Genomic DNA, 24,363 nt, shown 5'->3' with positions numbered 1-24,363 from the left:
CCGCTGGCCAAGCTTCGGCTAACGGATCGACTGGAGGTGGTGACGTAAGTGGTGTGGAGTGAGTTGGCGGGTGATTTCGGCGGGATCGTGCTGTTCCTGGTGTGGCTCGTGATTCCTTTGCTCTACCTCGTCATCCTCGGCAGGCGATACGTGCGGCAGTGCCAGGAGAACGCAGAGGTCGCGGTGTGGGCGCGTGATGAGGTGCGCTCGATCCGCGAGGAGCAGAGGGAAGGTAGTCATGACCGTGACGCTGGTTGATGACGGGGACCAGGGTGAGGATGGGGAGCAGCGCGCTTCGTTGTTCGATGACCCGAAGATCGTCGCTGAGGTTCAGGAGCTGGTGGACCGTGAGGCACCGCGTTTGTTCGCGGTGGTGCGGGAGACGTTCGAGCCTGAGGACGTTCAGGTTGCGGCGTGGGGCATGACTACCCGGAAGGGCGTCGAGGTGTTCCCGGTTCACGGGGGTGCGCACATGAGCCTTCAGGCTGCGGAGAACGCTCTGATCTTCTTCCGGGCCGGTGGACGTGCGGTCCCTCGGGTTGTGTGGGTCGGGGGCAACGGTGGGGAGTAGCGGCCTGGCGAGCGCGTTGGAGTGCGTGGCGCGCGGGTGGCCGGTGGTGCCGGGGGCACTGTGGGGTGACAACAGCTACGTCGATCCTGTGACGAAGCTGGATTGCGAGTCGCTTGCTCTGTGCTCCCCGGTGATGGCGACGCTGGACCCGGAGTTGGTTCGGCGGCTGTGGCCGATGTCGGAGGAAGGCGTCACGCGTTCGATGCTGGCCGTCCTTGGGGCGACGTTGGCCGCGTATGCGGTTGAGCCGAAGCGTGCTCGGCGGGTGGTCGAGTCCGAGCCGTTCCGCGCTTCACCTACGCCCGTTGTGGTGCTGCCGCTTCCGGCGGCCGGCTTGATGGTGGAGTTCGCCGTGTTCGTGCTGTCGTCGGCGGACGAGTTGGACGAGGGGTTCGTTCTCCCGCCTGGAGGCTGCCTCCCGCTGCCGCCCGTGGTGATCGAGGGGCACGAGGCGCAGTGGCTCGTGTCGCCGGCTGAGTGCGAAGGGCTGATGACCGGGCCGGAGCTGGCAAGGCTGTTGACCTTGGAGACATCCAACCGGCGTTGACGCGCCAGACGCGGTTGGGCATGGGGTGCCGGTCGCCTCCCCCGGCACCCGTGGGACGGGACGGCCGTGTGCGAACCATCCATTCGGATGGCTCCGCACACGGCCGTTTCGTGCTGTTGGGACGGGTGTCGGTACGCGTCCCAGCCGTCACATGAACGTGTTTGCGCTGGTCAACGTCAGTAAGAGGCTGTCCCTCCAGGTGTCCCGTCGGGTGTCGCGGGACGGCCGGGTTGGGACAGGTCGGCGACGAATTGGAGTCACCCCGTGACACACTGAAATCAACGGTTTGTCAGCGCAGAATCAGCCGGGGTGAGGGGTTGTCATGCGGGTGGCGCGGACGGTGCTTGAGCAGAGGATCTGGGACCGGCAGCAGACCTTGGAGGAGTTCGCCGACTACGTCGAGGTGTTCGCTCGGGAGTCCGGAGAGCCGGGCACGATCAGCCTGCGACACCTCCACCGGCTGGTTGCCGGCCGTAGATCATCCGGCCAACCGCTGGGTCCGGTGCGGCCGGTGACTGCTCGGCTGTTGGAGAAGATTTTCCGCACCAGCATCCATGAGCTGTTGGCTGAATCGTCGGCTAAGCGTTCCGCGGGCAGTCCGGTCGGAGGGGTGGCTGTGGGCGGGCATCCGGGCTTGGCGGAGATGCTGGACTGGCTGGACGAGCGGGCAGGGTGGCCACTCGGAGAGAGCCGAGAGAGGGTTCACGCGAAGCTCTCCACGTTTGAGTCTGGCGCGCTGGTCGACCGGCGTTCCCGGCGCGGCAAAGCGGGACGGGAGCAGATCGTTCGTGCGCTGCGCAGCTACTACCGGCGCGGCCTTGCCGGGTACGAGATGTACCGGGCGCGTTGCGGTAGCCGTGACGTCAGCACCAGCATCCTTGTCCGTCCCGAGTGGCTCGGTCGCTCTGTCCCGTTGACGCCGGAGAACGATCGGCTGGTGCTTGCCGGCCGTCGTGACGACTCCCGCAAGGGGTTGAGCGAAGCGGCAGCAACGGCGGCTGTCGCACGGCTCGCCGAGTGGGCGGCGTTGGACGTGCGGGTCATGAACCTGCCGCTCTACCGGCTGCTGAGCCTCGACCTCGGCTCAGCCATCGGCGGCACGGTGGGCTTGGTGGAGTTCGCCGAGTACGCGCTGACTGCGGACCTGCTCGAAGGTGAGTTGATCGACGCGGTGGCTCGTGGCACTGGGACCGGCGCCCTGCCGCTTCGAGCCGAGTTCCTGCCGTCTCTCGATGCCGTAGTCGACTTGCCAGGGCGGGTGTGTGCGGGTGGCGTGCTCGCGCTGTGTGCGATCGCCCGACCACGTGATCCGTACCGTGGTGGGCCGGACTTCGCCCTGCTGGTGCAGGAGCGGTCAGGCCACGTGCTCAACGCGACCGGACGGCTTGCCGTTGTGCCGAAGGGGTTCCACCAGCCGTTGACCGATGTGCGGGCAGACGCGCGGGTTGGGGCGACGCTGCTCCGGGAGCTGGAAGAGGAGCTGTTCGGACGCAGCGAGGTGGACACGGTGGTGGGTGACGGGCGCGCGGCGTTGCCGATGCATCCGAGCCGCTTGTCAGCCCCGATGCGCTGGCTCGCGGAGGAGCCTGACCGGTTGCGGATGGAGGGCACCGGGTTCGGGCTCAACCTGATGAGCGGGAACTACGAGTTCGCCAGTCTCGTCGTTATCGAGGACGAGGAATTCTGGCCGCGTTTCGGCGGGATGGTCGAGGCCAATTGGGAAGCGTCCGGCTTGCGCCTGTATTCGAGCCTTGACGATGAACTACTCACCGATCTTGTGACGCACGAGTCCTGGAGCAACGAAGGGCTGTTCGCGTTGCTCCAGGGACTTCGGCGGCTGCCCGAGATCGGCGGCGCACGGGTGCGACTGCCGACGTTCGAGCTGTCAGCTCTGTGACGGCCAGCGGACCGTCATGACGGTCGACTCGGCGAGTGCTTCCCACGAGTGGTCGATGCCCGGACCCCACATGACGTAGTCGCCGGGGCGACTCATGGTCGTGTTGCCTTCGGTGGTGTCCACCCGGAAGTTCCCCTGTACCAACATGACCAGTGTCGTGCGCTGGTCGTCCGAGGTCCACTCGACACGCTTGTCACCGGCCGGGTGGGTGAACCACTTGACCTCGACGTCCTTTTGGGACCGCACGCCCTCGGACGGGTCGATGAAGTGGCCGACCAGCCAGCCCCGAGTCTCGGTGGTGTCCTCGGCGGCGTTTCCGGCTTGCCAGTTGGCGGTCACTCTGTCTCCCACTCGATTGTCGGCAGGCTCACCCGGCTCCCACCGATATCACGCAACCGGCGGAGACCTTGGAGGAGCGCGAACAGTCCTTCGTTGCTCCACGCTACATCGTTGACCAGCGCCTCGATCTGCTCGGTGTCGAGGCTTGAGAACTGCCGGAGGTTCGACGCCTCCCAGTTCGCTCTGACCTCTCCACCGAACCGCGTCCAGAATTCCTCGTCCTCGATGACGATCAGGCTGGCGAACTCGAAGTTGCCGCTGACGAGGTTCAGCCCGAAGCCGGTGCACTCCATGCGCAGCCTGTCTGGCGCAGCCATGAGCCAGCGCATCGGCTCGGACAGGCGGCTTGGATGCATCGGGTCCGCGTGGCGCTGCTCCCCCACCGTGTTGTCGATGTCCTCACGGCCGAACAGTTCCTCTTCCATCTCACGCCTGAGCGTCGCACCCACCTGAGCATCGGCCCGGAAGTCGGTGAGCGGCTGGTGGAAGCCCTTCGGGATCACGGCCAGGCGGCGGGCAGCGTTGATGACGTGGCCGGAGCGTTCCTGGACGAGCAGGAGGTAGTCCGCTTCGCCTCGGTACGGGTCGGCTGGTCGTGCGATCGCGGTCAGGGCGAGTGCGCCACCTGCACACATGCGATCGGCGACGTCAAGGACCGAGGGCAGGTCCGGAAGGTAGGCGTTGCGGAGCGGGAGGCTGTCCGGCGTGATCGGCTGGTCGGCGGTGAGCGCGTCGACCAGCTCGCCTTCAAGCAGGTCCATCGTCACGACGTACCCCACGAAGTTCGTCACGCCAATGGAGCCTTCGAGCGCGTGCTTGCCGATGCTCACGTCGAGCAGTCGGTACAGCGGCATGTTGACCATGCGATGACCGAGCGCCAGTGATTCGGCCAAGCGCTGAGCCGCGCGTCCGGCGCTCTGCTCGTCCATCGGCTGGTGATCGTCCGAGGTCACTGCGGACAGCTTGAGGCGATCGTGGCTCGGGATGAGCGGGCAGTCGAGGTCTAGCCAGTCCGGGTGGGTGAGCACGGTCGTGGACGCGCGCGTGTTCGACCCGAAGCGAGCGGCGTAGCGGCCGTGACCGGAAGTCGTTGTGCCGTAGTACTCGGCTAGCGCGCCTGCGGTGTCGCGTTGGTCGACCCGTCCTCGGCGGACGCCCCGGTCCTGTAGCGCGCGGACGTCCAGGCGGACGAGCCGAGCGGCGACTTCCCGCCGTGCGGTTCCCGGCTCCCAGCCCGCGTGCTGGTCGAGCCAGTCCAGCGCCGCGACGATGTTCGGGTCGGAGCTGAGCCGTAGTTCGGCGTCGGCCGCCGCGCCGTCCGGGAGGTCGAGCTTCGGTTCGGCGGTCAGGGCGGCGAACCTGGTCTTGACGGCTGGGTCCGCTTGGTCGTGGGCGGTGTCGAGGAGTTGTTGCATCTCGGACTTCGGCTTGAGGTCCGGTTTCTGGTGCCAGCCGGCGACGGTGCGCACGGCGATTCCCAGGTGCTCGGCGAACGCCTCGTTGGTGAGGCGCATGGCGGCTTGGAGTGCGCTGGCGGTTCGGCCGGTCCAGCCCTCGTGCAGGCTCATCTTCTCGCTGTCCCCCCGGAGCGATGTGCACTGGTTGTGCAGTGGATGTGCATCGGTGGTGCATGGGGTGGAACGCGTATCCGCAGTGGAATTGAGCCCATGGAAAGCAGCTCGCTCCACCAGCGGAAATGCATCGCGCTAGCGGCGATCGCGGACGTGCTCGATCACGGTCGAGAGGTCCGACTTGATGCCGTCGAGGCGGTCGGTGATGTCGTTCAGCCGCTGCTCGAAACCGTCCAAACGGGACCAGAGGCTGTCGGCCGGGTCGGTGACCGGCTCGTCGGCTTGCGGCGGCTTTCGGCCGTGCAGAACGGCTTCGAGGTGTTGCGGGTGCCAACCGAGCGCGGTGGACAGGGATTCAAGCGTCCGCGGACTGCGGCGGCGTTCGACGGTGTGGTGCTGGATCTCGCGGACGATCGCTTGCGAGACGTGCGAGCGTTCCGCAAGCTCCCGTTGACGCCAACCCAGCTCATTCACGCGCTGGTTGATGGCCTTGGCGACTGCCGCCCAATCCTCCGACACGTATTCCTCCGCGCTCCGCCTCAGCGCTGAGATTAGCCGTCTTCCGCTGTTCCGTGACGTGACACGGCGCATTTCGCGCCGGGTGCGATCAAACACGCCCTCTGTTGCGCTGAAATCAGCAATCTAGAGCTGAAATCGTCAGCTCGAATAGTCGAAGGGCCTTTCCTGATGCGTACTTCTCTGCCTTCTTCCGGTTACTCCGTTCGCCGGGCCGCTTGGGTTCTCGGCGTCGAGGCGTCCACGGTCCACCGCGCCATCCGGCTCGGCAGGCTGCCGCTGGTGCGGCGGCGCGGCCGGTTGGTCATTCCGGCGAACGTGCTGGTGCGGCTGCTCGACGAGCCCCGTTCGGGAGGCACGTCGTGAACCTGATCTCGATCGCTTGGGAGCTGGACCGGCTCCGGTGGGTGCCGTCCGAGGTGTTGGCCGGTGTCGTCGAGCGCGACGGGCTGTGCATGTGGGCGTTCTCGGACTCACCACCGTGGGCCGATGAGGAGATGACCGACCGGGAGTTGGCCGCGCGGATTTGCGCCGGTTGCCCGGTGCGGGACGAGTGCTTGGAGCTGGAGTTGCGCACGGCCGGTGAGAACACCGTGGGCGTCTGGGGTGCGCTGTCGGCGAATGACCGGCGGGAGCTGTACCCGCACTGGCTGCGACGCGGTGAACGGGTCGAGAGGGGGCCGCGTTCATGAACGCTCTCAGCCTCACGCCTACTCAGGTGCTGGCCGGTGTCGGTGTACTCCTGGTGCTGTTGCTCGTGTGGCGGGCTGGTGCTCGCCGTGCCAAGGCGGCGGCCAACGTCGCGCGGAGCAGTGCGCGGCTGGTGTCGCTGGCTGGTCGGGTGGCGGTCAACGCGGTGTTGATCGTGATCGTTCAGTGGGTGGTGATCACTCAGCGCGGTGGCGGGTGGTTGCTCCTGGCGGTGCTGGTCGTGCCTGCGCTGTTCGCGTCCTACACGTTGACTCGGGCGCTGACCGTGACGACGTACGAGCCGTCTCGACCTCGGGGTGAGCGGCGATGAGTGAGTCGGTCGAGCGGGTGGCGCGGCAGGTGGACCGTCTGTGCTGGACCGGGATTCTGCTCGGGTTGGCGTTCACGATGACGAACGTCCAGCAGTTCGCGGCGGCCGGTGCGCCGGTGTGGTCGCTGGCGTGGAGTGCGGCTTGGCTGCTCGACCCGATGGTGTCGCTGGTGCTGCTGGCGATCCTTCGAGCCGAGCAGGTGACGGCTCGGTATGGCGTCCGGATGGGCGGGTGGGTGCGTACTGCGAAGTGGTTCACGCTCGCGGCCACGTACGTCATGAACACCTGGAGTGCGTTCGTGGCCGGATCGGCGGCGCTGGTGGTGCTGCACTCGGTGCCGCCGTTGGTGGTGTTCGTGGCTGCGGAGGCGGTTACGGAGTTGCGGGACAAGCTCGGCGCGGCGGTGAACGCCTCGCCGAGCGCTCCCCCGCCACCGGCGCCCTCGGTTCCGCGGACGTCGTTCGCGGACTACCTCGCGGCGGCTCGGGCGGTACGAACGCCGGACGTGAAGGTGACGCCGGCGTGGGTCCGGAAGGTCACCGGATGCTCGCGTGGGTTGTCGTCTCGGCTCGCGGCGGCGCTTGCTGAGGACGGGGGCCGTTCATGAACGGCGACCTGGTGCCGGCTGAGCCCGTGTACGACGGCGAGTTGGTTGCTGATCAGCTGGCGTTGGTTCGCCGATTCGAGAGCGGCTGGCAGCAGTCGAGGGCTATCCCGCGTTTGTTGAAGTCTCGTGAGGCGCTTCGGCTCGCGGTGAGGGACGCTCTCGGGTGGTTGGTCCGGCTTCCCGGTCGGTTCTTCGGTGGCGTCGGTCGGGGCGTCTTGGTCGCTGCGCGAGCGTGGCGGCGTTGGGTTCGGGTGCGGGACTACCGGGAGGCTGCCGAGCAGTCCGAGAAGCTGGCGGACAAGTTCGTTGAGATTCGCGCCTTGACGCTGTTCCGGTGGAAGGTCACCGGTGCCGTGTTCGGAGCCGTCTCGGCGACGCTGCTCGTGCTGTACGTGCTCTACGGCGAGGTTGTTCTCTGGAGTGCATCCGGGTTGGCGGCGGTGACGTTTGCGATCGTGGGGCGACGCAAGGACGGTTCACCTGGCCGTAAGGCGGTACTCGCCGGTCCGCGCACGCTCACTTGGACGATGGACCCGCAAGTTCTGGTCGATGCGTTCCGGGACGCGAAGCTGATCGGCAAGGACGAGACCTTGCGGTTGGTCGAACGTGCGGCACGGGTCGGTGACGGATGGGCGGTCACGGTCGATCTGCCGGCTACGCGGAAGGCTGCGGACGTCATCAAGAATCGGGACGCGCTGGCGTCCGCGTTGGCGGTGGACGAGGTACAGCTCATCGTGGAGCGGGTCCGTGGCCGTGGTGGGCACGCTGGGCGGGTGTCGCTGTGGGTGGCTGACGAAGACCCGTACGCCGGTCCACCGTTGCGGACGCCGTTGCTCGACGTGGAGTGGTGGGATGCGTGGCGTCCGGTGCCGTTCGGGCGGGACGCGCGCAACCGGAGGATCGATCTTCCGTTGGTGTGGACGTCGTTGCTCGTGGGCGCGATTCCTCGTCAGGGCAAGACGTTCGCTACGCGGTTGGCTGCGGCAGGGATGGTACTGGACCCATACACACGGCTGTACGTGTTCGACGGCAAGGGCGGCAAGGACTGGGAGGCTGCCGAGCAGATCGCGTACCGGTACGTGTGCGGGGACGAGCTGGAGCACGCGTACGCCGTGCGGGATCACCTCGTGGAGTTGGTGGCAGAGGTTCAGGCACGGTACGCGCGCATGTCCACTTTGGATGATGAAGTCTGCCCGGAGTCGAAGATCACGCCTGCCATCTCGCGGGATGCCGACCTTGGGATGCCGATCACTGGTGTGGTCGTTGACGAGGTCCAGGTGTTCTTTGAGAACCCCACCCGTGAGCAGGTTGGAGGCAAGAAAACCACGCTCGGCGCGTACATCGCTGACCTGTTGACGTACCTCGTGCGGAAGGGACCGGCGGCCGGTGTGGTGGTCATCCTGGCCACTCAGCGGCCGGACTCGAACACCATCCCGTCTCGGTTGCGGGCGGTGCTCGGCTCGCGGTTCGCGTTGCGGGTGATGGACTGGCGTGACTCGAACATCGTGCTCGGCGAGCAGATGAACACCCGTGGGTACGACGCTTCGACGTTGCTGCCGAGTCACAAGGGCGTCGGCATCCTGCGGCCGGATGGCGAGACGGACGCCGGGGCGGACCTGGTCGCTCTGACCGTGCGGACGTACTACATGCCCAACGCCGAGTGGCGGGCGATCTGTGCGCGTGGCCGTGCGCTTCGGGAGGCTGCGGGCACGTTGGCGGGTCACGCCGTGGGTGATGACGCTCGACAGCCGATCGACTCGACGTCGGTGGTCAAGGCGATCGTGAGCGGCACGGCTGACGGGTGGGTGGTCGACCTGCCCGAGCCGTTGGCGGCGGTCGTGGACTACCTCGGTGAGGAGTTGGACGAGCGGGAGTTCGTGCCTACCGCCGAGCTGGTCGAGGCGCTGGAGGTTGACGCGGCCACGTTCGCTCGGGAGATGGGCGATCTGGGGTGCAAGCCGCTTCGGCAGTACGTGCCTGACGGTGAGGGCACGCGACGCGTACGGGGCTACCTGACAGCCGACATCCGGGCGGCTGTGGAGCGGGTGGCGGCTGATGAAATCGGCTCACAGGACGGTGATCAGGGATGACCGCTGACGAGCGTGTCACGGTGCGCGTGCCGAGCGAACTTCCTGCGCTCACACCTGCTGTCAGCCGCATACTGCTTGCCATACTGGTCGAACTGACCGAGGTGGAGGTCTTGGACGGACCTCCGAGAGGGGGTGACGATGACTGTTGAAATCAGCCGCGACCCGTGGGCGACGCTGGACGAGCTGCTGGGCGTCGAGGTGGTTGACGCCGTAGAGGACGGCATCGGACCGGTAGCGGCCTACGGGCGGTGCTCGACCGAGGACAACCAAGACCCGAAGACGTCGCGTGGGTGGCAGTTCGGCAACGCCCGGACGTTCGTGGAACCGCTCGGCGGCGTGATCGCGGAAGAGTTCTTCGACATCGGCCAATCACGGTCGGTGCCGTGGGAGCGTCGGGAAGAGGCGTCTCGGCTGCTCCAAGCGTTGAAGAACCCGTATCGCGGGTGGAACGCCGTGGTGGTCGGTGAGGGCACCCGGTGTTGGTTCGGCAACCAGTTCTCGCTCATCGCACCGAAGTTCGCCGCGTACGGCGTTGATCTCTGGGTGCCGGAGTTGGGCGGCAGGTTCGACCCGCGCAACCCTTCGCACAAGATGTTGATGAGCGTGCTGGGCGGTATGAGTGAATCGGAGCGCCAGCACGTCCAAGCTCGGGTGCGGGCGGCTATGGACGCTCAGGTGCTCAACGAAGGGCGACACCAGGGCGGACGCGCGCCGTACGGATACGAGACCGTGGACGGCGGACCACATCCCAACCCGCGCAAAGCCGCCGAGGGATACCGGTTGCGGGTACTGGCGATTGACGAGGAGTCCGCCGGGGTGGTGCGGCGGATCTTCGCCGAGTACCTCAGCGGACGAGGTGACCGGGCGATCGCAACCGGCTTGAACAGGGACCGGGTTCCCTGCCCTTCGGCACGGCGGCCCGATCAGAACCCTCACCGGTCCGGTGCCGCCTGGCAGGGCGGCACGGTGAGGGCGATTCTCGACAACCCCCGGTATACCGGGTACGCGTTCTTCGGCCGGTGGATGCGGCACGAGACGTTGCTCGACCCCGATGACGTGGCGGCAGGACACGTGATCCGGTTTCGGAAGGCCAGCACCGACCGGATCGTCAGATCACGGAAACCGGCGCACCCTGAGATCGTGAGCGTCGAGGAGTTCACGCAAGCGCAGTTGCTCCGCATGTCGAAGTCGGCCGGTGGCCTGAAGACCGCTCGAAAGACGGAACGCTCCGAGCGACCTACGAAACGGACCTACCTGTTCCGTGGTCGAGTGCGGTGCACGGTGTGCGCCCGGAAGATGGAAGCAAGCCCACGGGCGCGCGGCATGTACTACCGGTGCCCAGCAAGGACTCTTCCCATCGGCTCCCCCGTGCTCGGCACCCACCCGGCGACGATCTACCTCCGTGAGGACGTTCTTCAAGAGGCGGTGAACAAGTGGCTCAGCGAGTTGTTCGCACCGAAGAACGTTGACCGGACCGTCGCGGCATTGCTTGCCTCACAGGGGACCGATACCCCCACGAACCACGACACGGCACGAAAGCGACTGGCCAAGGCAGAGCAGGAACTCAGCCGTTTCCAGGCAGCGATCAAAGCCGGAATCGACCCGATGGCACTGGTAGAGCCCATGAACGAAGCTCAGGCCGCACGAGCGGCAGCCAAGGCCGAGTTGGAGGGCACACCACCACCGCAGACGCTGACGGCGGCCGAAGTACACGCCATGATCGACTCGCTGGGTGACATCGGAGCGACGGTCAACGATGCCAAGGTGGAGACGTTGGCAGGGCTCTATACCGCCCTTGACCTGCAAGTTCTCTACAAAAACAATGCCCACGTGGCTGATGTGATCATCAAACCCGTGGGCAATGTGAATAGTGCTCGTGTCCGAGGGGGGACTTGAACCCCCACCCCCTTTCGGGGACTAGCACCTCAAGCTAGCGCGTCTGCCATTCCGCCACCCGGACTCCTCGGCTTTCGCCGTGGTGTGTGCATAGGTTACATGATCGTTCTCGGTGGCCAAAATCGGGGGCCCCCGAGAACCCTGACCTGCGGCAATGCGGCCATGCAGAGGAGCGAGGGCGACCGCCCCACGAAGGAGGTGGCGGGATCGCGATCTCTAGTTGCGGGCGAGGTGTTCCGCGGCTCCCGCGTGAAGCTCGCCTACGAGGCCTCAGGTTGCCAGTTCGATGAGTTAGCAGTCGATTACTGCCAGTGACACTCTTGCGGATCGTGGCGGTGTTGCTTTGTCGCCTCAGGGGGTCGAAAGCTCGGGACGCCCCGAGGTGGATTCCTCCTGCTCCGTCACGGCGGAGTTGACGGCGTGCCGTCCGTCGCTCTACTGCGCGGCCTGTGGACGCGCTGCGGGCGTTCTTTCCATCCGCCACCGCGTCGGCCGTGATCGTCAACGTAACGTGCTTGATGTCGGCGTTGCGCGCCGGATCCACTTCCCTGGCCTGTCGGCATCACGCGTTGATCTCCGGACATCGTTCCTGCACAAGGCGGTCGACTACGTCGGCTGCCAGCCGCGCTCTCCGAGGTAAGCGCTACTGGACACCGTCGGCACCGACCCGCCGGCCGCCTCGGCGATGGAGAAGATCGTGACCGGCCTGGACGTGCCCACGATGGTGTGAATGCCTGAGTGCGGCCTACGCCACGGTGAGGATGTGCGTCTCGATTCGGGTCGTGTTCGAGAGGCGGGTCTTGCTGCCGTGTGCGGATTCTGTCGAGTGGATTCCGTGGTGGCGGTGCGTGTCGGAGGCCGCTGCGTCAGCGAGGCGATGGCGGCGGGGTGTCGGAACGTCCGCATGACCGCGGGCAGGGCGGCACCCGGTGCGACTCGATCTCCATGACCTCGTGGAAGCATCGATCGCTTCCACGGTGACCGAAAGAAGTCACATGACTATCGGCGACCTGCCGTTGGAGACCAGCCGGCCGAGCCTCGAAGCAACCGGGAACCGGGATCCGGGGAAGTCGGGTGGCGATGCCGGCGTGCCGTCCCGGCCCGTACGGGGCTCGGTCGTGGTCGGTCTGACCGTGGCCGGTTACCTGGTGGTCTCGCTCGGGTTGCACCACAACGTGCTCAGCGCGTTCACGACAGTGACGATCGGCGAAGTGGACGTCGACTCCCACTTGTTCATCTGGTGGCTCACCTGGTTCCCCCACTCACTCGCCTCGGGCGAGAACCCGTTGTTCACCACGGCGATGAACGCCCCCGCGGGCGTCAACGGCATGTGGAACACGACGATGCCGGTGCTCTCGGCGCTGCTCGCCCCCATCACGGTGACCGCGGGCCCGATCGCCGCGTACAACCTCGGCATGATCCTCGGCCCGGTCGCGTCCGGGACGGCGTTGTTCCTGGTGTCGCGCGCGTACGTCAGCGATTGGGCACCTCGAGCCCTGGCGGGACTGCTTTACGGGTTCTCGCCTTTCGTGGTGGCGCACACCTACTTCGGTCACCTCAACCTCGTCTGGTCGGTCCTGCCGCCGATCCTGCTGTGGGCGGTGAAGGCCATCTTCATCCGAGTGGACCGGCCGGTGAGAGACGGAGCACTGCTCGGGCTGGCGTTCGCGGTCCAGACCGGTCTCTACACGCAGACCGTCGCCTTGGGCGCCATCGCTTTCGCCGTGACGGGCGGTGTTCTCGCCGTGCGATGGCCCCGGCAGGCCGTGGCACGTCTCCGTCCGGTGCTGACCGCCGGTGTCGCCTGCTGCACGGTCTACGCCGTGCTCTGCGCCTATCCGCTGTACCTGCTCCTGGCGGGCCCTATACGACCGCAAGGGCAGATCCGCAACCACGAGGGCACCGGCGCCGACATCGTGAACCTGGTCGTTCCGAGCCACCTGACACACTTTCGCCTGGGAACCGAAGAACTCGCCCCACGCCTCGGCATCTACACCGGAGAGCAGGGCACCTACATCGGCGTCCCGATCCTGGTCGTCCTCATCGGTGCAGCGCTGTTCGTCCGCAACCGCTCGCTCCGCCTCACCGCCGCCGTCGCGACCGTTCTGCTTGTGTTGTCCCTCGGGGTCACGTTGATCGTCCTCGGTCGGTATCCCGGTGTCTCCCTGCCGTGGCGGCTCTTGTCGGAGGTTCCGCTGATCGGCCAGGCCGAGGCGTGGCGCGTGCCGGTGTTCGTCGCACTCTGCGTCGCGTTCATGATGGCCCTGCTGTGGCAGCACTTCCACGCCCGATCGGCCCGTCCGGTCGGCTTGGCGGCCATCGCCCTGGTGGTGGCCGCGTCCTGCACCTGGCTGCCCGCCAACGCCCAGAGGACCAGGCCCGCCGACATCCCCGCCTTCTTCACCGGAACAGGTGTCGAACAGATCCGCGGGCACGTTGTCGAGACTGTGCCACGGGCCACCCGCACTTGGCACGGTGGAGCCGTCCCACTGCTCTGGCAGGCGGTGTCGACCATGGCCTACCGCACCACCGGCGGCTACTTCATCGGCTCCGACGCCACCAGTCCCGTGCTGTTCGAAGCACTGCCCGGCCCGTACCAGGAGGCGGTCGCCGCGATCCTCCGCCACGATCCCGTCGCGACCACACCGGACACCGCCGCCGACTGGCTACGCGCGCACGGCGTCGACACGGTCCTCGTGGCCGATCTCCCCGACACCGACGAAACACCTGTGCTTCGCTGGACCAGCGAGGTGACCGGCATCCCCGCCCGTCGCGTCGACGATGTCTGGCTGTTCACGATGGACGCCACATGAGCATTCGCCGTCGCCGAGAACCGCCACGACCCGTGTCACGCCGGCACTCTGTCCGCCGACCTGGTCGCCGCCGACTCCCGGGGCACCCGCCGGCCGCGCATCGAGGAATCGGACCGCGTGGCGTCGTGCGCGGAGGTCCCGGTTCCGGCTGACAGCCGCCGTGGCCGCCAGGTCGAGGATGGCGCATCTCGCGCCGCCTTCCACGATGTCCACTTGAGACGTGAAGATCCAGGAGCGCTTGCGGCCGGTTGACCACGTGCGGTCCGAGCAGACCGGCCATTCCCGGCAGCACCTGCTCGAACGAGCGGCCGTCCAGCGGGAGCACGTTGTGGCGGGCGGTGTCGATGTCTGCGCAGCGCTTGGAACCGGTCGCCGCGGCGACCGGCAGCGCCGGCAGCACGCCCAGGACCGTGACGATCAGCGTCGCCCCCTCCACCCGGTCACAGACCCTCGCGAGCCTTTGCCCGGCACGGCTCGACCCGGTCGGCTTGGTCTCCAGCCCGGTGCGGACCGCCTTGCCGCGGTGCACCGGGTGCCGGTCGGCGACGACATGCACCTTCCGGCCCGCCTGACGGGTCACACGATCGAGAAACGCGGTGAACACGGCGCGGGTCCACAACGGGCCGGCGATCAACAACTACTACGGGGTAGCGGCCGTCCCGTCGGTAAGCCCGCCACCACGCCGACCACTGGGGCGGGTCGTCAGGGTAGGTCGATCCACCCTATTAGTGCGGAGATCGCCGGTCGTGGAGGCTATAGATTCCACACCAGTTCGTCTCTGGCGCATTGGGGGATGTGTGGGACGTCATCGTGAGGGACCGCGGTGGCGGCGATCGGTGCACAACACCATGACGGGCATCGTGCAAGATCCCATGGTCCAGACTGGGACCGTGCACGGGTCGATCACCGTCGTGAACTCCACGGGTCGGGACTTGCGACGGGTCCATGATCCGTTCCCGCTGCCGGTTCGGTGGCACACCGGTTCGCACGTCGAGCACGTTGAGCACGAACCTCAGCGCCGGCACGGTCTTGCCGGAGCCCGCCGGGCCGAGCACGACGAGGCGTCTGGACGGTGCACGCCGAAGGCCTCGACGACCTCGTCCAGGCGGCCATCCAGTCGCAACGCCCCGGCCGCGTCCCCCGCCGGACTGCGGCGGATGTTGCTCCAGTGATCCGACAATCCCTCGACTGCGACGGCAGGCTCCCCGGGCCGCTGAACAGCGAGTCGTGCGAGTTCGACCTCAGCGAGTGGCGACCTCCCCTGTGCGGGCGACCCCGGTGAGCCCGGACCTCGACGCACGCCTGGCACGGGCCACCGCGGCGGTGGACCGGCACGACTTGGCGGAGGCTCACCGCGTGCTGGGCGGGCTGCTGACGGAGGACGTACCCGACCCGCGCACGCGGTGCCGCATCCTGATCGAGTGGGCGTGGCTGCGCGGTGCGCAGGAGGACTACCCGGAGGCGGAACGTCGACTGTCCGAGGCCGCTGACCTCGCCGACCGGGCGGGTGAGCCGTCCTTGCTGTGCGAGGCGCTGCGCGAACTGGCGACCGTCCTGCGTTACCAGGGCGACTTCACGCGCGCGGACGCGGTGCTCGACCGGGTGGTGGGAACGGCCCGGTCGATCGGCAACCACCTCGAAGAGGGGCACGCCTGGTTCGGTCGCGCCGCGATCGCCCAGCTCCGCGACGACTACGGGGCGGCGCCCGGGATGCTCACCGCCGCACGCCGCGCCGCCGCTGCCCTCGGTGAAGCGGGCGGACAGCCGGAGCAGGTGGAACTGCTGCTCGCCAACATCTGTCGCGAGGAGGCGGTGCACGCACGCATCGTGCGCGACCTGGACCGGGCGCGCACCCTGCTCACCGAGGCGCGGGAGCGGTACGCCGCGATCGGCCGTCGGATCGGCGTGGCCAACGCCCTGCGCGAACTGGGCGCGGTGCTGCACCAGGTCGGCGACTTCGACGGGGCGAGGGCTCACTACGGCGAGGCATTCGTGGCCTACCTGCGCGCGGGTAGGCGGCTGGGGGCGGCGGCGGTCGCCCGGCGTCTCGGCCACCTGGACGCCGTGAGAGGTGTGGACGGCCGCCCGGACCTGCTGGACCGGGCGGAACGACGCTTGCGCCAAGCGCTCCGGCTCGGTCGCGGCGAACCGACCAACCACGTGACCTGCACCCGCCTGCTGGCCCAGCTGGCCCGGCTGCGCAAACGGTTCGACGTGGCGCAGCGGCTGCTGGACGAGGTCACCGCGTTCCTCGACGAACAGGTCGAAGGGTTCCGACCGCGACACGAGCATTCGGCCGCAATCCTGGAACGCGGGTTCTTGGCACGAGCGCGCGGGCAGGCCGAAGAGGCGCTGACAGCCTTCACCCGGGCCCTCGACCTGCTCGATCAGAACGCCGACCGGGGACCGTTGAGCATCGCCCACCAGCAGGTGGCCGTCCAGCTCGCCGAAGCGGGACGCCTGGCGGAAGCGCTGCCGCACGCGGTGGCGAGCTTCCGGCTGAACGAGGACGACGGCCGCAGGCTCGCCGACCCGGACGACCGGCGGTCGTTCTACCTGGACAACAACGAGCCGTACACGCTCGCGATGCACTGCGCGGCGGCCCTCGGCGACGGGCGGACCGCGCTGACGATCGCGACTGCCGCGCGGGCGGAGGCCCTCGCTGCGTTCGTGCGCACGGGGGCCAGACTGACGGGCGAACTGCGTGAACTCGTCGCCACGATCGCGCTCGTGTCCGCGGAGCCCGACTCCGAGCAGAGGCTGTCCGAGCTGTACCGACGACTCGAACACACCACCTCCACCCAGCTGCGTCGGGCGTTGAGCCGCGATCCGTTCGACGTGGACGAGCTCACCTCGAACCTGCCGCCCGGCGGGTGTGCGCTGCTGGTCGACGTGCTCGACCACGACGACACGATCTGCGTGCGGTTCTGGCTGCGCGAGGGCCACGAGCCGCAGGTGGACGAGGTGGTGCTGCCCGAATCGGTGCACGGGTTCATCGCCCGGTACGCGAACGCGTCGGACGAGGCCGGCTGGGAGGAGCAGCACAAGGCGCTCGCGGAGCTGGGCGCGGCAGTGGTGCCACCCGACCTGGTCGAGTACCTGCTCACCGCGGACGCGCCACCGCCGCTGGTGGTGGCCACGGGAACGCTCCTCGGGCCGATCCCGGTGGCCGCGGTCCGCGTGGGCGACCGGTTCCTCGCCGAACTCGCCACGCTCGCGCTCGTGCCGTCCTTCCCCCTGTGGACGTCGCTCCGCGCCAAGCCCCGGCGGTCGGGGACGGGTGTGCTGGTGTTCATCGACCCGGAGCTGCCCGGCGCGAGTCGGGAGCTCGACGCGCTGGTCCGCTTCCACGCGCCCGTCACGTCCGTCTCCGCGGCGGAGCTGCGCGCGGCGCTGGCCGCCGCCGAGCGCTACGCGGCGGTGGTGATCAACGCCCACGGCTCGCCACCCGTGGTCGAGCACGATGTGCACGTGGACGGTCCCGCGCGCGCCGGATTGGCCCAGGCACTGTCGCTCTCGCCGACGGACCGGTTGACCGCCGCCGAGCTGCTGGCGGCTTCGTTGCCGGACGCACTCATCACCGCCTCGTGCTGGTCGGGCCGCGTCGTGACGCGCACCGCGGCCGAACCGTTCGGCCTGCCCACCGCCGCGCTGCTGGCGGGCGCGCGGTGGGTTCTGGCGGGTACCACCGACGTGGGAGGGTCTGCTGGGGCACGCGTCATGGCCTCGTTCTACCGCTACCTGCGCGACCTGTCCCCCGCCGAGGCGCTGCACCGCGCCCAGGTCGACTACCTCGCACTCGGCGACGACGCACCGCCGGCCGCCTGGGCGAGCCTCTGCGTCATCGGCGACGGGCACGCCGCACCGCACGTCCCCGAGGAGGACCCCCGCCAGTGCTGAACAGCGAATCGGTGCAGGACACGATGTTCACCCTCGACGACGTCAGGCATTGGAAGTTGCCGGAGAGCCGGTGGCTCCTGGTGCACGAGCGGCTTGCACGCGTCGCCGCCGCCGCGCGCGCGGGTGACGGGTCGGTGCTGGTGAAGGCGACCGTCGCGCTGGAACTGCTGTCACCCATCCGCGGCAAGCGCCTCGGCACCGAGCCGACCGTTCCGCCACCGCCGAGCGTCGAGGAACTGGTCAACGAGACGTTGGACAGCCTCCGCACAGCCACCCGATCCACCGAGGAAGACGATGACCGTACTGCGGACTGACCAGGAACTCGTCGTCCACGCCTTCGCGCCGTTGCGCGGCAAGCACGCCGAGCGCGGCCGGACTGGGCTATTGGGTGTCTGGCACCGGAGCGGGGAACTCCTCGGCACGACCTCCCCGGTTCCGGGTGTCGACCTGCCCACTGCGCCGCCCGACGTGGTGGTCCCCGGCGGGCCGCAAGGGCTCTGCGCCGCGCAGAACGCGGCCGTGGACATCCAGCTGATCATGCGGCGGCTGCACGATGTGCTGGCCCTGTCCGTGCTCTTCGCCGCACCCGCCGCACCCGGCCTGGCGTCCGGGGTCCCACCGGGGTGGATCGAGTTCGTCCGCTGGTGGGACGAGATCGCGGACTCGGGCACCGACGGCCTGCTGGGCGTCGCCCTGATCCACCAGGCCACCCGGTCGATCGCACGTGACTCGCTCCCGAAGGGCCTCCGCGGAAACGTCGACTGGAGCCGCGAGTACCGGCAGGGCGAACTCGTGCTGTGGGAACCAGCGAGGGACACCACACAGGTCCGCCGCCTGGTCGTGAGCGCGCCGGCCCACCAGGACGCCGAGTTGAGCGCCTGGACGTGGAGCCGCGGTGACGAGGCGATGCCGCCGCTGGGCCGCTACCTGCTCCAGGCGGCGAAGTTGCGGCACCACGTGCGGGTGTGGCGCGACGACGAGAACTGGTTGACACAGCTGCGCAACCAGGTCGACGAGCACGTGGGCGAACTGCTGTCCGGGCGCCCGCGCACCGGGATCGTCGGCGAACTCCACAGCGACGAGGCCGGGCTGGTCGTCGCCGCGGACCGGGTGGAGCGCATGCGCGCGTCGGTGGAGATCAGCCGCTCGAACATGGCCGCCCTCCAGAGCGAGCCGCTGCCCGCCGACGTCGGCCTGGCCGACTGGTTCCTGGCCCAACTGAGCCAGGAGGGCACTCAACTGGACCGAAGCCGCGCCCTCGCCCGCGACGTGCGGCAACTCGCGCGGCCCGCGCAGGTCGCCGCTCCGGCGCGTCCGAAGCACAACGCCATCCGGCTGGGCTTCATGCTGGACGTCGTCCGGTACAGCACCCGCGGCACGCCCGAGATGGCACGACTCCAGCAACGAGTGGCGGACCTCGTGAACGCGGTCTTGGGCGCCCTCGACCTGACGCTCGCCGACTGCGACCACCAGGGCACCGGGGACGGGCTGATGGTGTTCCTGCCGGTCCACGTCGACGTCCAGCGCGCGGTGCCCGTCCTGCTGCGGGAGACGACCACCCGCCTGGGACTCGACAACGGCGCCTACCGGGATCGGCTGCGCGTCCGCATGGCGCTCGACGTCGGCCCGATGGGGCTCGCGGCCCTCGGCTTCAGCGGGAAGATCGCCTCGGTGATGGGCCGACTCCTGGACAGCGCCCCACTGCGCCGAGCCGTCGTCGACCACCCCGACGCCGACCTCGTCGCCATGGTGTCCGATCGCCTGCACGGCTACGTCGTCGGCGAGGGTGTTCCGGACGTCGCAGCCGAGGAGTTCGTCCGCGTGGACGTCGCCGTGAAGACCTTCCGCACCGAGGCGTGGCTGTGGACTTCCGCACACCGGAGAACGGACGGGAACCGGTGATGCGGCGAGAAATGGACGAACGGCACGCCGAAGCGCTCCGCCTGCTCGACGCACACCAACTCGATGGGGATCCCGCCACTCTGCGCCGGGCCATCGATCTGCTCGGCGGGCTCGCCGCTGCCGCACCGGCGGACCACCCTGACCGCGCCACCTACCTGTCCCACCTCGGCGGCGCGCTCTGGCTGGACTTCGAACGCTCAGGGAACACCGGTTCGCTCGCCGAAGCCGTCCACATCAGCCGCCTGGCGGTGGCCTCGGGCGGCGCCGACCACCCCGACCACGCGTCCCACCTGTCCGATCTCGGAATGGTGCTGACCAAGCTGTTCGAGACCAACAGCGACCTCGCCGCGCTGGACGAGGCGATCAAGTGCGGTCGGCTGGCCGTGGCCCACCCCACGCCCCACCGGCTCGACCGCGGCGCGCGGCTGGCCAACCTCAGCCTCGCCTTGACCCGCCACTTCGAGCAGACCGACGACCTCGGGAGCCTGCGCGAGGCGATCCGGACCGCTCAGTCGGCGGTGGTGGAGTTTCCCGCCGAGGACCCGGGCCACGCCCTGTGCCTGCAGAACCTCGGACTCGCGTTGTTGCGCGCCTTCGAGCGCACCGGCGATCTGCGGGACCTGGACGAGGCGATCCGGACCACCCGGAGAGCGGTGGCCGCCATCCCGCCCGACGCGCCCCACCACGCCTCATGCCTCTCGAACCTCGGTCTGGCGCTCCTGCGCCGGTTCGAGCGCACCGACGACCGGGCGGACCTCGATGACGCCGTCGACGTCACCCGCGCAGCGGTGGCCGCGATCCCGACCGGGGACCCGCGGCGCGGCGCGGCCCTGATGAACTCCGGTGTGACGTTGCTGCGCCGGTTCGAGCGGACCGCTGTCCTCGACGACATCGATGAGTCGATCGCGAGACTGCGCGCAGCGGTGACCGCGATCCCCGTCGGGTTCCCCATCCACGTCCTGAGCGTGTCCGACCTCGGTGTCGCGCTGCTGCGCCGGTTCGAGCGCACCGACGACCTCGACGATCTCGACGACGCGATCCACCGGGTACACGAGGCGGTGGCCGCGACCCCGATCGGGCACCCCGTCCACGCCCAGTGCGTGGCCAACCTCGTGCTCGCGCTGACGGTCGAGTTCGACCGGACCGACGACCTGACGTCTCTCGACGTCGCCGCTTCAGCCATTCGCGAGGCGGTCGCGGCAACGCCGCCCGGCCATGTCCTCCGGCCCTTGTACCTCTCCCACCTGGGCAGTGTCCAGATCACCCGGTTCGAGCGGACCGGTGAGCGGGCCGCGCTGGACGAGGCGGTCGACGCCGCGCGCCGAGCTCTGGACGCGACGCCCGCCGACGATTTCGCGCGAGGACTGCGCCGGTCCAACTACGGTCACACCCTCCTGGGGGTGTTCGAGTTCTCGGGTGATCCCACGATGCTCGACGCCGCCGTCAAGGCGGTCCGTCAGGCACTGGCCGCGACGCCCGTGGACCACCCGCACCACATGACGTGCCTGGGCAACCTCAGCGGCGTCCTGTCCGCCCGGTTCGCGCTGACCGGCGATCGGGCCGCGCTGGAGGAGGCGGTCGAGTCCGCGCGCCGAGCCCTGGCCTCGCTACCCGCGGACGAAGCCCGCCGCGGACTGCGCCTGTCCGCCATCAGCGGCGCGTTGAGCGAGGTGTCCGCGTCGACCGGCGACCCGATCGCGCTGGACGAGGCCGTCGAGGCCGGTCGGCGGGCGATGGCCGCAGGGTCCGCCGACCACGCCGGCCTCGGCCGCGTCCTGACCCGCCTCTGCTCGTCGCTGTCCGAACTGTTCGACCGGACGTCGGACCGCGCGACGGTGGACGAGGCCATCGTCGTCGGCCGGCGGGCCGTGCAAGTCACACCCTGTGATCATCCGAGACTGGGCGTTGGGCTCGCCGCCCTCGCCGGTGCCCTACGGCGCCGTTTCCGACACGCGGGCGATCCCGCGGACCTGCACGAGGCCGTGGCGGCCATGCGACGAGCCGTCGCGACGACGTCCACCGCGAACCACTCCCGGCACGGGGCGGCGCTGGCCAACCTCGGCACGGTGCTGACGAGCCTGTTCGAGCACACCGGTGATCCTGCGGCGCTGGACGAGGCCATCGACGCCAGCCGCAGGTCCGTGGTCCGCACTCCGGCCGGCCGGCCCGAGCGCTGCACCGGTCTGGCCAACCTCGGCGACTCGGTGTGGCAGCGGTTCCTGCGCACCGGTGATCAGGACGACCTCCGCGAAGCCAGGACGTGCTTCCACGACGCGTGGGCGGTCAGGTCGGGCTCGACCACGGTTCGCACGTTGGCTGCATATCGGGCTGCGGACGCCGACTTGGCGGCGGGCGACACCGCGCACGCCTTGGCGATGGCCGAACGAGCGGTCGCGCTGCTGGCCCTGGTCGCGCCACGAAACCTCGGCACACCCGATCGCAGGCACCGCATCACGGGCCTGCACGGCCTCGCGGCCGCGGTGGCCACTGCGGCGATCGCCGCCGGCCGGGTCGACCGCGCGGTCGAACTGCTGGAGCAGACCAGGGGACTGCTGATCACCGACACCCTGGACACGCGTGGCGACCTCAGCGCCGTCGAGCTCCACGCGCCGGACCTCGCGGCCGAGTTCTCCGTGGTCCGCCGAGCGCTGGACGCGCTGGACCACTCCGGTGGCGAACCGGGTGGCTGGCTCGTCGGTGAGGTGGACCACGAGCGGCAGGCACGCACGCGACGGCTGCTCGTGGCCCGCTGGGACGCGCTCCTGGCGCGGATCAGGGAGGTCCCCGGCCTGTCCGGATTCCTGCTCCCGCTATCGGTGGACCGGCTGAGATCCGCCGCGGCCGACGGCCCGGTCATCTACGTAGTACTGCACGACCGGGCCAGCCACGCCATCATCCTCACCGCCGACCCCGACCGGCCGGCGCACGCCGTGCCACTGCCCGACGCAGACCTGCGGACGGCGAGTGACCGGGTGACCCTCCTCCGAGCCGCCGTGCACGCCGCCACCGATCCCGACGCCGCACCCGACGAGCAGGCCGCTGCCCAGCGCCGGGTCCTCGACATCCTCGAGTGGCTCGGGGACACCGTCACCGGCCCGGTGCTGGACCACCTGGGCCACACCCGAACGCTGCCCGACGACCGGGCCTGGCCCCGCGTCCACTGGTGCCCGGTCGGACTTGCCACGTTCCTCCCCCTGCACGCAGCCGGAGGCCGCGCCTCGGCGGTCGTGGACCGCGTCGTGTCTTCCTACACGCCCACCGCCCGCGCGCTGCTGCGAACCCGCACACCGCCGACCACGGATGCGACCGGCAGCACGCTCATCGTGGCCGTTGCCGACGCGCCCGGCACACCGTTGCTGTCAGGGGTCACGGCCGAGGCCGCCGCGCTGCGCAGGCTGGTGCCCACCGCGACCACGTTGCCCCCGCCGGGCGGTAGCACCAGCCGCGACGGAGTCCTCGCCGCGTTGCCCGACCACGAGATCGCGCACTTCGCCTGTCATGGCATCACCGACTGGACCGACCCCGCGACAAGTCGGCTCGTCCTGCACGACCACCAGAGCAGCCCTCTCACCGTCACCGACGTCAGCGCCCTCCACCTGCCCCGTGCCCGCCTCGCTTACCTTTCCGCGTGCGGGACCTCGGACACCACCCTGCGGCACACCGACGAGGCCACCCACCTCACCTCGGCGTTCCACCTGGCCGGGTACCGCAACGTCATCGGCACGCTGTGGCCGATCAACGACCACGTCGCACTCTCCATCACCCGCAAGGTCTACGACTACCTCACCGACGGCGGCACCTCACCACCCCGTCCCGAGCACTCCGCCGTCGCCCTGCACCACGCCGTCCGCCTTCACCGCGACAAGTACCCCGACCACCCCACGCTCTGGTCCAGCCACATCCACGCCGGCCACAGCTGACAGGAGACCGCCACCCCCGGGCGTCGGAGCGGATTGCGGAATGCGGTCGGGATCGGCGCGGCCTTGCTCGACCGCCATGGTGAGAACGGGTCTACGACGTTGATCCGGTTCGGCCCGTTGCGGCGCACACCACTCTCAGCAAAGCCGACGTCCCGCCAGCCCATGCTTCAGTCAACACTGAAAATATAGAATCGACCCCGACCTGTGGCTGATGCCCTTCGACCCGGCCGACCCCGCGCACACACCACGCGGCATCGACGCCGACGACTGCGGTGTCCGGAAAGCCTTCGCCGATGCCGTGCAGGTTTCACCACCGCCGGCGTCCCGGTGGACGTGCCGCTCGACGCCGTCCAGCACTACGCCGGCATCCCGATCCACGGCTGCCGGGGCCGGAGGGCTGCTCCGACGTCATCTCGGTGCCCGGTGTCCCCGGCCCGATCGGCGAGATCCCCGATGTGTGCCAGGGGTCCAGCTTCGTCATGGCCGCGGAACTGACCGAGGCCTCACCGCACCACACCGACCAAGTCCGCCTCTACGCGGACAAGCAATGGGTCACCGGACTGTTCACCGACGCGGAGCCCGGGACCCCGACTCCACCCCCCAGGTCCTGTCCGGTTGAGCGCGGAATCATCGGCGGGAACCACCTCGCACGCTCGAGCGAAGCAGCGGCGGTCGGTGGCCGCATCTCCCTGATCGGCATCTGGACGGTTGTGGGGTCTCCGGCGGCATCGCACCGGTCATCGCCGCCGAGTACCCGCTCGCCGACTTGCCG

General features: G+C 69.0%; 18 protein-coding genes and 1 tRNA gene. 15 read left to right on the top strand and 4 right to left on the bottom strand.

The features are described from left to right. Positions 1-48 precede the first annotated feature (48 nt). The 4 genes from OQ02_RS31625 (at position 49) to OQ02_RS31610 (ending at position 3,015) form a co-directional block, all read left to right on the top strand. Positions 49-258: a YccF domain-containing protein gene (locus OQ02_RS31625; RefSeq protein WP_033442282.1), complete on the top strand. Its 210-nt coding sequence runs from the start codon at positions 49-51 to the stop codon at positions 256-258. Next, complete coding sequence (locus OQ02_RS31620) at positions 239-571, top strand: hypothetical protein (protein WP_156077432.1); 333 nt, start codon at positions 239-241, stop codon at positions 569-571. The genes OQ02_RS31625 and OQ02_RS31620 overlap by 20 nt, the downstream gene beginning before the upstream one ends. A 46-nt stretch (positions 572-617) precedes the next feature. Further along, positions 618-1,118: a hypothetical protein gene (locus OQ02_RS31615; RefSeq protein WP_156077431.1), complete on the top strand. Its 501-nt coding sequence runs from the start codon at positions 618-620 to the stop codon at positions 1,116-1,118. A 322-nt stretch (positions 1,119-1,440) separates the two neighbouring features. After that, positions 1,441-3,015 (top strand): hypothetical protein, encoded by a 1,575-nt coding sequence (locus tag OQ02_RS31610; RefSeq protein WP_051773035.1) that lies wholly within the window; start codon positions 1,441-1,443, stop codon positions 3,013-3,015. Here OQ02_RS31610 and OQ02_RS31605 read toward each other — a convergent pair. The 3 genes from OQ02_RS31605 to OQ02_RS31595 all read right to left on the bottom strand — a co-directional run bounded on the left by OQ02_RS31605 (position 3,004) and on the right by OQ02_RS31595 (position 5,444). Continuing rightward, positions 3,004-3,354: a hypothetical protein gene (locus tag OQ02_RS31605; RefSeq protein ID WP_033442280.1), complete on the bottom strand. Its 351-nt coding sequence runs from the start codon at positions 3,352-3,354 to the stop codon at positions 3,004-3,006. The genes OQ02_RS31610 and OQ02_RS31605 overlap by 12 nt on opposite strands. Next, positions 3,351-4,922, bottom strand: coding sequence for a hypothetical protein (locus OQ02_RS31600; protein ID WP_033442279.1), 1,572 nt, complete (start codon positions 4,920-4,922; stop codon positions 3,351-3,353). The genes OQ02_RS31605 and OQ02_RS31600 overlap by 4 nt, the downstream gene beginning before the upstream one ends. A 138-nt stretch (positions 4,923-5,060) precedes the next feature. Next, a complete protein-coding gene (locus OQ02_RS31595) occupies positions 5,061-5,444 on the bottom strand; it encodes a helix-turn-helix domain-containing protein (RefSeq protein WP_033442278.1) in 384 nt (127 codons plus the stop codon). A gap of 168 nt (positions 5,445-5,612) precedes the next feature. Here OQ02_RS31595 and OQ02_RS31590 point away from each other — a divergent pair, with 168 nt between their 5' ends. The 6 genes from OQ02_RS31590 to OQ02_RS42965 all read left to right on the top strand — a co-directional run bounded on the left by OQ02_RS31590 (position 5,613) and on the right by OQ02_RS42965 (position 11,056). Beyond that, the gene (locus OQ02_RS31590; protein WP_033442277.1) at positions 5,613-5,807 is read left to right on the top strand and encodes a hypothetical protein; all 195 of its coding nucleotides are present in this window, start codon (positions 5,613-5,615) and stop codon (positions 5,805-5,807) included. Continuing rightward, on the top strand, positions 5,804-6,133 hold the full coding sequence (locus OQ02_RS31585) for a WhiB family transcriptional regulator (RefSeq protein WP_033442276.1): 330 nt from the start codon (positions 5,804-5,806) through the stop codon (positions 6,131-6,133). The genes OQ02_RS31590 and OQ02_RS31585 overlap by 4 nt, the downstream gene beginning before the upstream one ends. After that, positions 6,130-6,462, top strand: a complete 333-nt coding sequence (locus tag OQ02_RS31580) for a hypothetical protein (protein WP_033442275.1) — start codon at positions 6,130-6,132, stop codon at positions 6,460-6,462. The genes OQ02_RS31585 and OQ02_RS31580 overlap by 4 nt, the downstream gene beginning before the upstream one ends. Next, positions 6,459-7,070, top strand: coding sequence for a hypothetical protein (locus OQ02_RS31575; protein ID WP_033442274.1), 612 nt, complete (start codon positions 6,459-6,461; stop codon positions 7,068-7,070). Before OQ02_RS31580 ends, OQ02_RS31575 begins: the two co-directional genes overlap by 4 nt. Then, positions 7,067-9,160, top strand: coding sequence for an FtsK/SpoIIIE domain-containing protein (locus tag OQ02_RS31570; RefSeq protein ID WP_033442273.1), 2,094 nt, complete (start codon positions 7,067-7,069; stop codon positions 9,158-9,160). Before OQ02_RS31575 ends, OQ02_RS31570 begins: the two co-directional genes overlap by 4 nt. Before the next feature lie 138 nt (positions 9,161-9,298). After that, complete coding sequence (locus tag OQ02_RS42965; RefSeq protein ID WP_081916079.1) at positions 9,299-11,056, top strand: recombinase family protein; 1,758 nt, start codon at positions 9,299-9,301, stop codon at positions 11,054-11,056. On the opposite strand, the gene OQ02_RS31565 is transcribed toward OQ02_RS42965, so the two are convergent. After that, positions 11,038-11,120: transfer RNA gene (locus OQ02_RS31565), tRNA-Leu, on the bottom strand. The genes OQ02_RS42965 and OQ02_RS31565 overlap by 19 nt on opposite strands. A gap of 931 nt (positions 11,121-12,051) precedes the next feature. On the opposite strand from OQ02_RS31565, the gene OQ02_RS31560 reads away from it, so the two are divergent. The 5 genes from OQ02_RS31560 to OQ02_RS31530 all read left to right on the top strand — a co-directional run bounded on the left by OQ02_RS31560 (position 12,052) and on the right by OQ02_RS31530 (position 23,591). Beyond that, a complete protein-coding gene (locus tag OQ02_RS31560; RefSeq protein ID WP_033442272.1) occupies positions 12,052-13,869 on the top strand; it encodes a hypothetical protein in 1,818 nt (605 codons plus the stop codon). 1,248 nt (positions 13,870-15,117) lie between these two features. Continuing rightward, positions 15,118-17,769: a CHAT domain-containing protein gene (locus OQ02_RS31545; RefSeq protein ID WP_156077430.1), complete on the top strand. Its 2,652-nt coding sequence runs from the start codon at positions 15,118-15,120 to the stop codon at positions 17,767-17,769. Next, on the top strand, positions 17,763-18,083 hold the full coding sequence (locus tag OQ02_RS31540; RefSeq protein WP_033442268.1) for a CATRA system-associated protein: 321 nt from the start codon (positions 17,763-17,765) through the stop codon (positions 18,081-18,083). The genes OQ02_RS31545 and OQ02_RS31540 overlap by 7 nt, the downstream gene beginning before the upstream one ends. Beyond that, positions 18,064-19,671 (top strand): CATRA conflict system CASPASE/TPR repeat-associated protein, encoded by a 1,608-nt coding sequence (locus OQ02_RS41510; protein ID WP_051773034.1) that lies wholly within the window; start codon positions 18,064-18,066, stop codon positions 19,669-19,671. The genes OQ02_RS31540 and OQ02_RS41510 overlap by 20 nt, the downstream gene beginning before the upstream one ends. After that, positions 19,671-23,591 carry a CHAT domain-containing protein gene (locus tag OQ02_RS31530; RefSeq protein WP_156077429.1) on the top strand — a complete coding sequence of 1,307 codons (3,921 nt, stop codon included), beginning with the start codon at positions 19,671-19,673 and terminating at the stop codon, positions 23,589-23,591. Before OQ02_RS41510 ends, OQ02_RS31530 begins: the two co-directional genes overlap by 1 nt. Positions 23,592-24,363 lie beyond the last annotated feature (772 nt).

The sequence above is a fragment of the Saccharothrix sp. NRRL B-16314 genome (assembly GCF_000716595.1).
Classification (GTDB): Bacteria; Actinomycetota; Actinomycetes; order Mycobacteriales; family Pseudonocardiaceae; genus Actinosynnema.
The sequence above is the reverse complement of the archived record's forward strand: the minus strand, read 5'-3'. Positions and strand labels throughout refer to the sequence as shown.

Coding starts and splice junctions, on each gene's coding strand:
- OQ02_RS31620 (WP_156077432.1), top strand. CDS start 239: ATGACCGTGACGCTGGTTGATGACGGGGACCAGGGTGAGGATGGGGAG.
- OQ02_RS31610 (WP_051773035.1), top strand. CDS start 1,441: ATGCGGGTGGCGCGGACGGTGCTTGAGCAGAGGATCTGGGACCGGCAG.
- OQ02_RS31600 (WP_033442279.1), bottom strand. CDS start 4,922: ATGAGCCTGCACGAGGGCTGGACCGGCCGAACCGCCAGCGCACTCCAA.
- OQ02_RS31590 (WP_033442277.1), top strand. CDS start 5,613: ATGCGTACTTCTCTGCCTTCTTCCGGTTACTCCGTTCGCCGGGCCGCT.
- OQ02_RS31580 (WP_033442275.1), top strand. CDS start 6,130: ATGAACGCTCTCAGCCTCACGCCTACTCAGGTGCTGGCCGGTGTCGGT.
- OQ02_RS31575 (WP_033442274.1), top strand. CDS start 6,459: ATGAGTGAGTCGGTCGAGCGGGTGGCGCGGCAGGTGGACCGTCTGTGC.
- OQ02_RS31570 (WP_033442273.1), top strand. CDS start 7,067: ATGAACGGCGACCTGGTGCCGGCTGAGCCCGTGTACGACGGCGAGTTG.
- OQ02_RS42965 (WP_081916079.1), top strand. CDS start 9,299: ATGACTGTTGAAATCAGCCGCGACCCGTGGGCGACGCTGGACGAGCTG.
- OQ02_RS31560 (WP_033442272.1), top strand. CDS start 12,052: ATGACTATCGGCGACCTGCCGTTGGAGACCAGCCGGCCGAGCCTCGAA.
- OQ02_RS41510 (WP_051773034.1), top strand. CDS start 18,064: ATGACCGTACTGCGGACTGACCAGGAACTCGTCGTCCACGCCTTCGCG.
- OQ02_RS31530 (WP_156077429.1), top strand. CDS start 19,671: ATGCGGCGAGAAATGGACGAACGGCACGCCGAAGCGCTCCGCCTGCTC.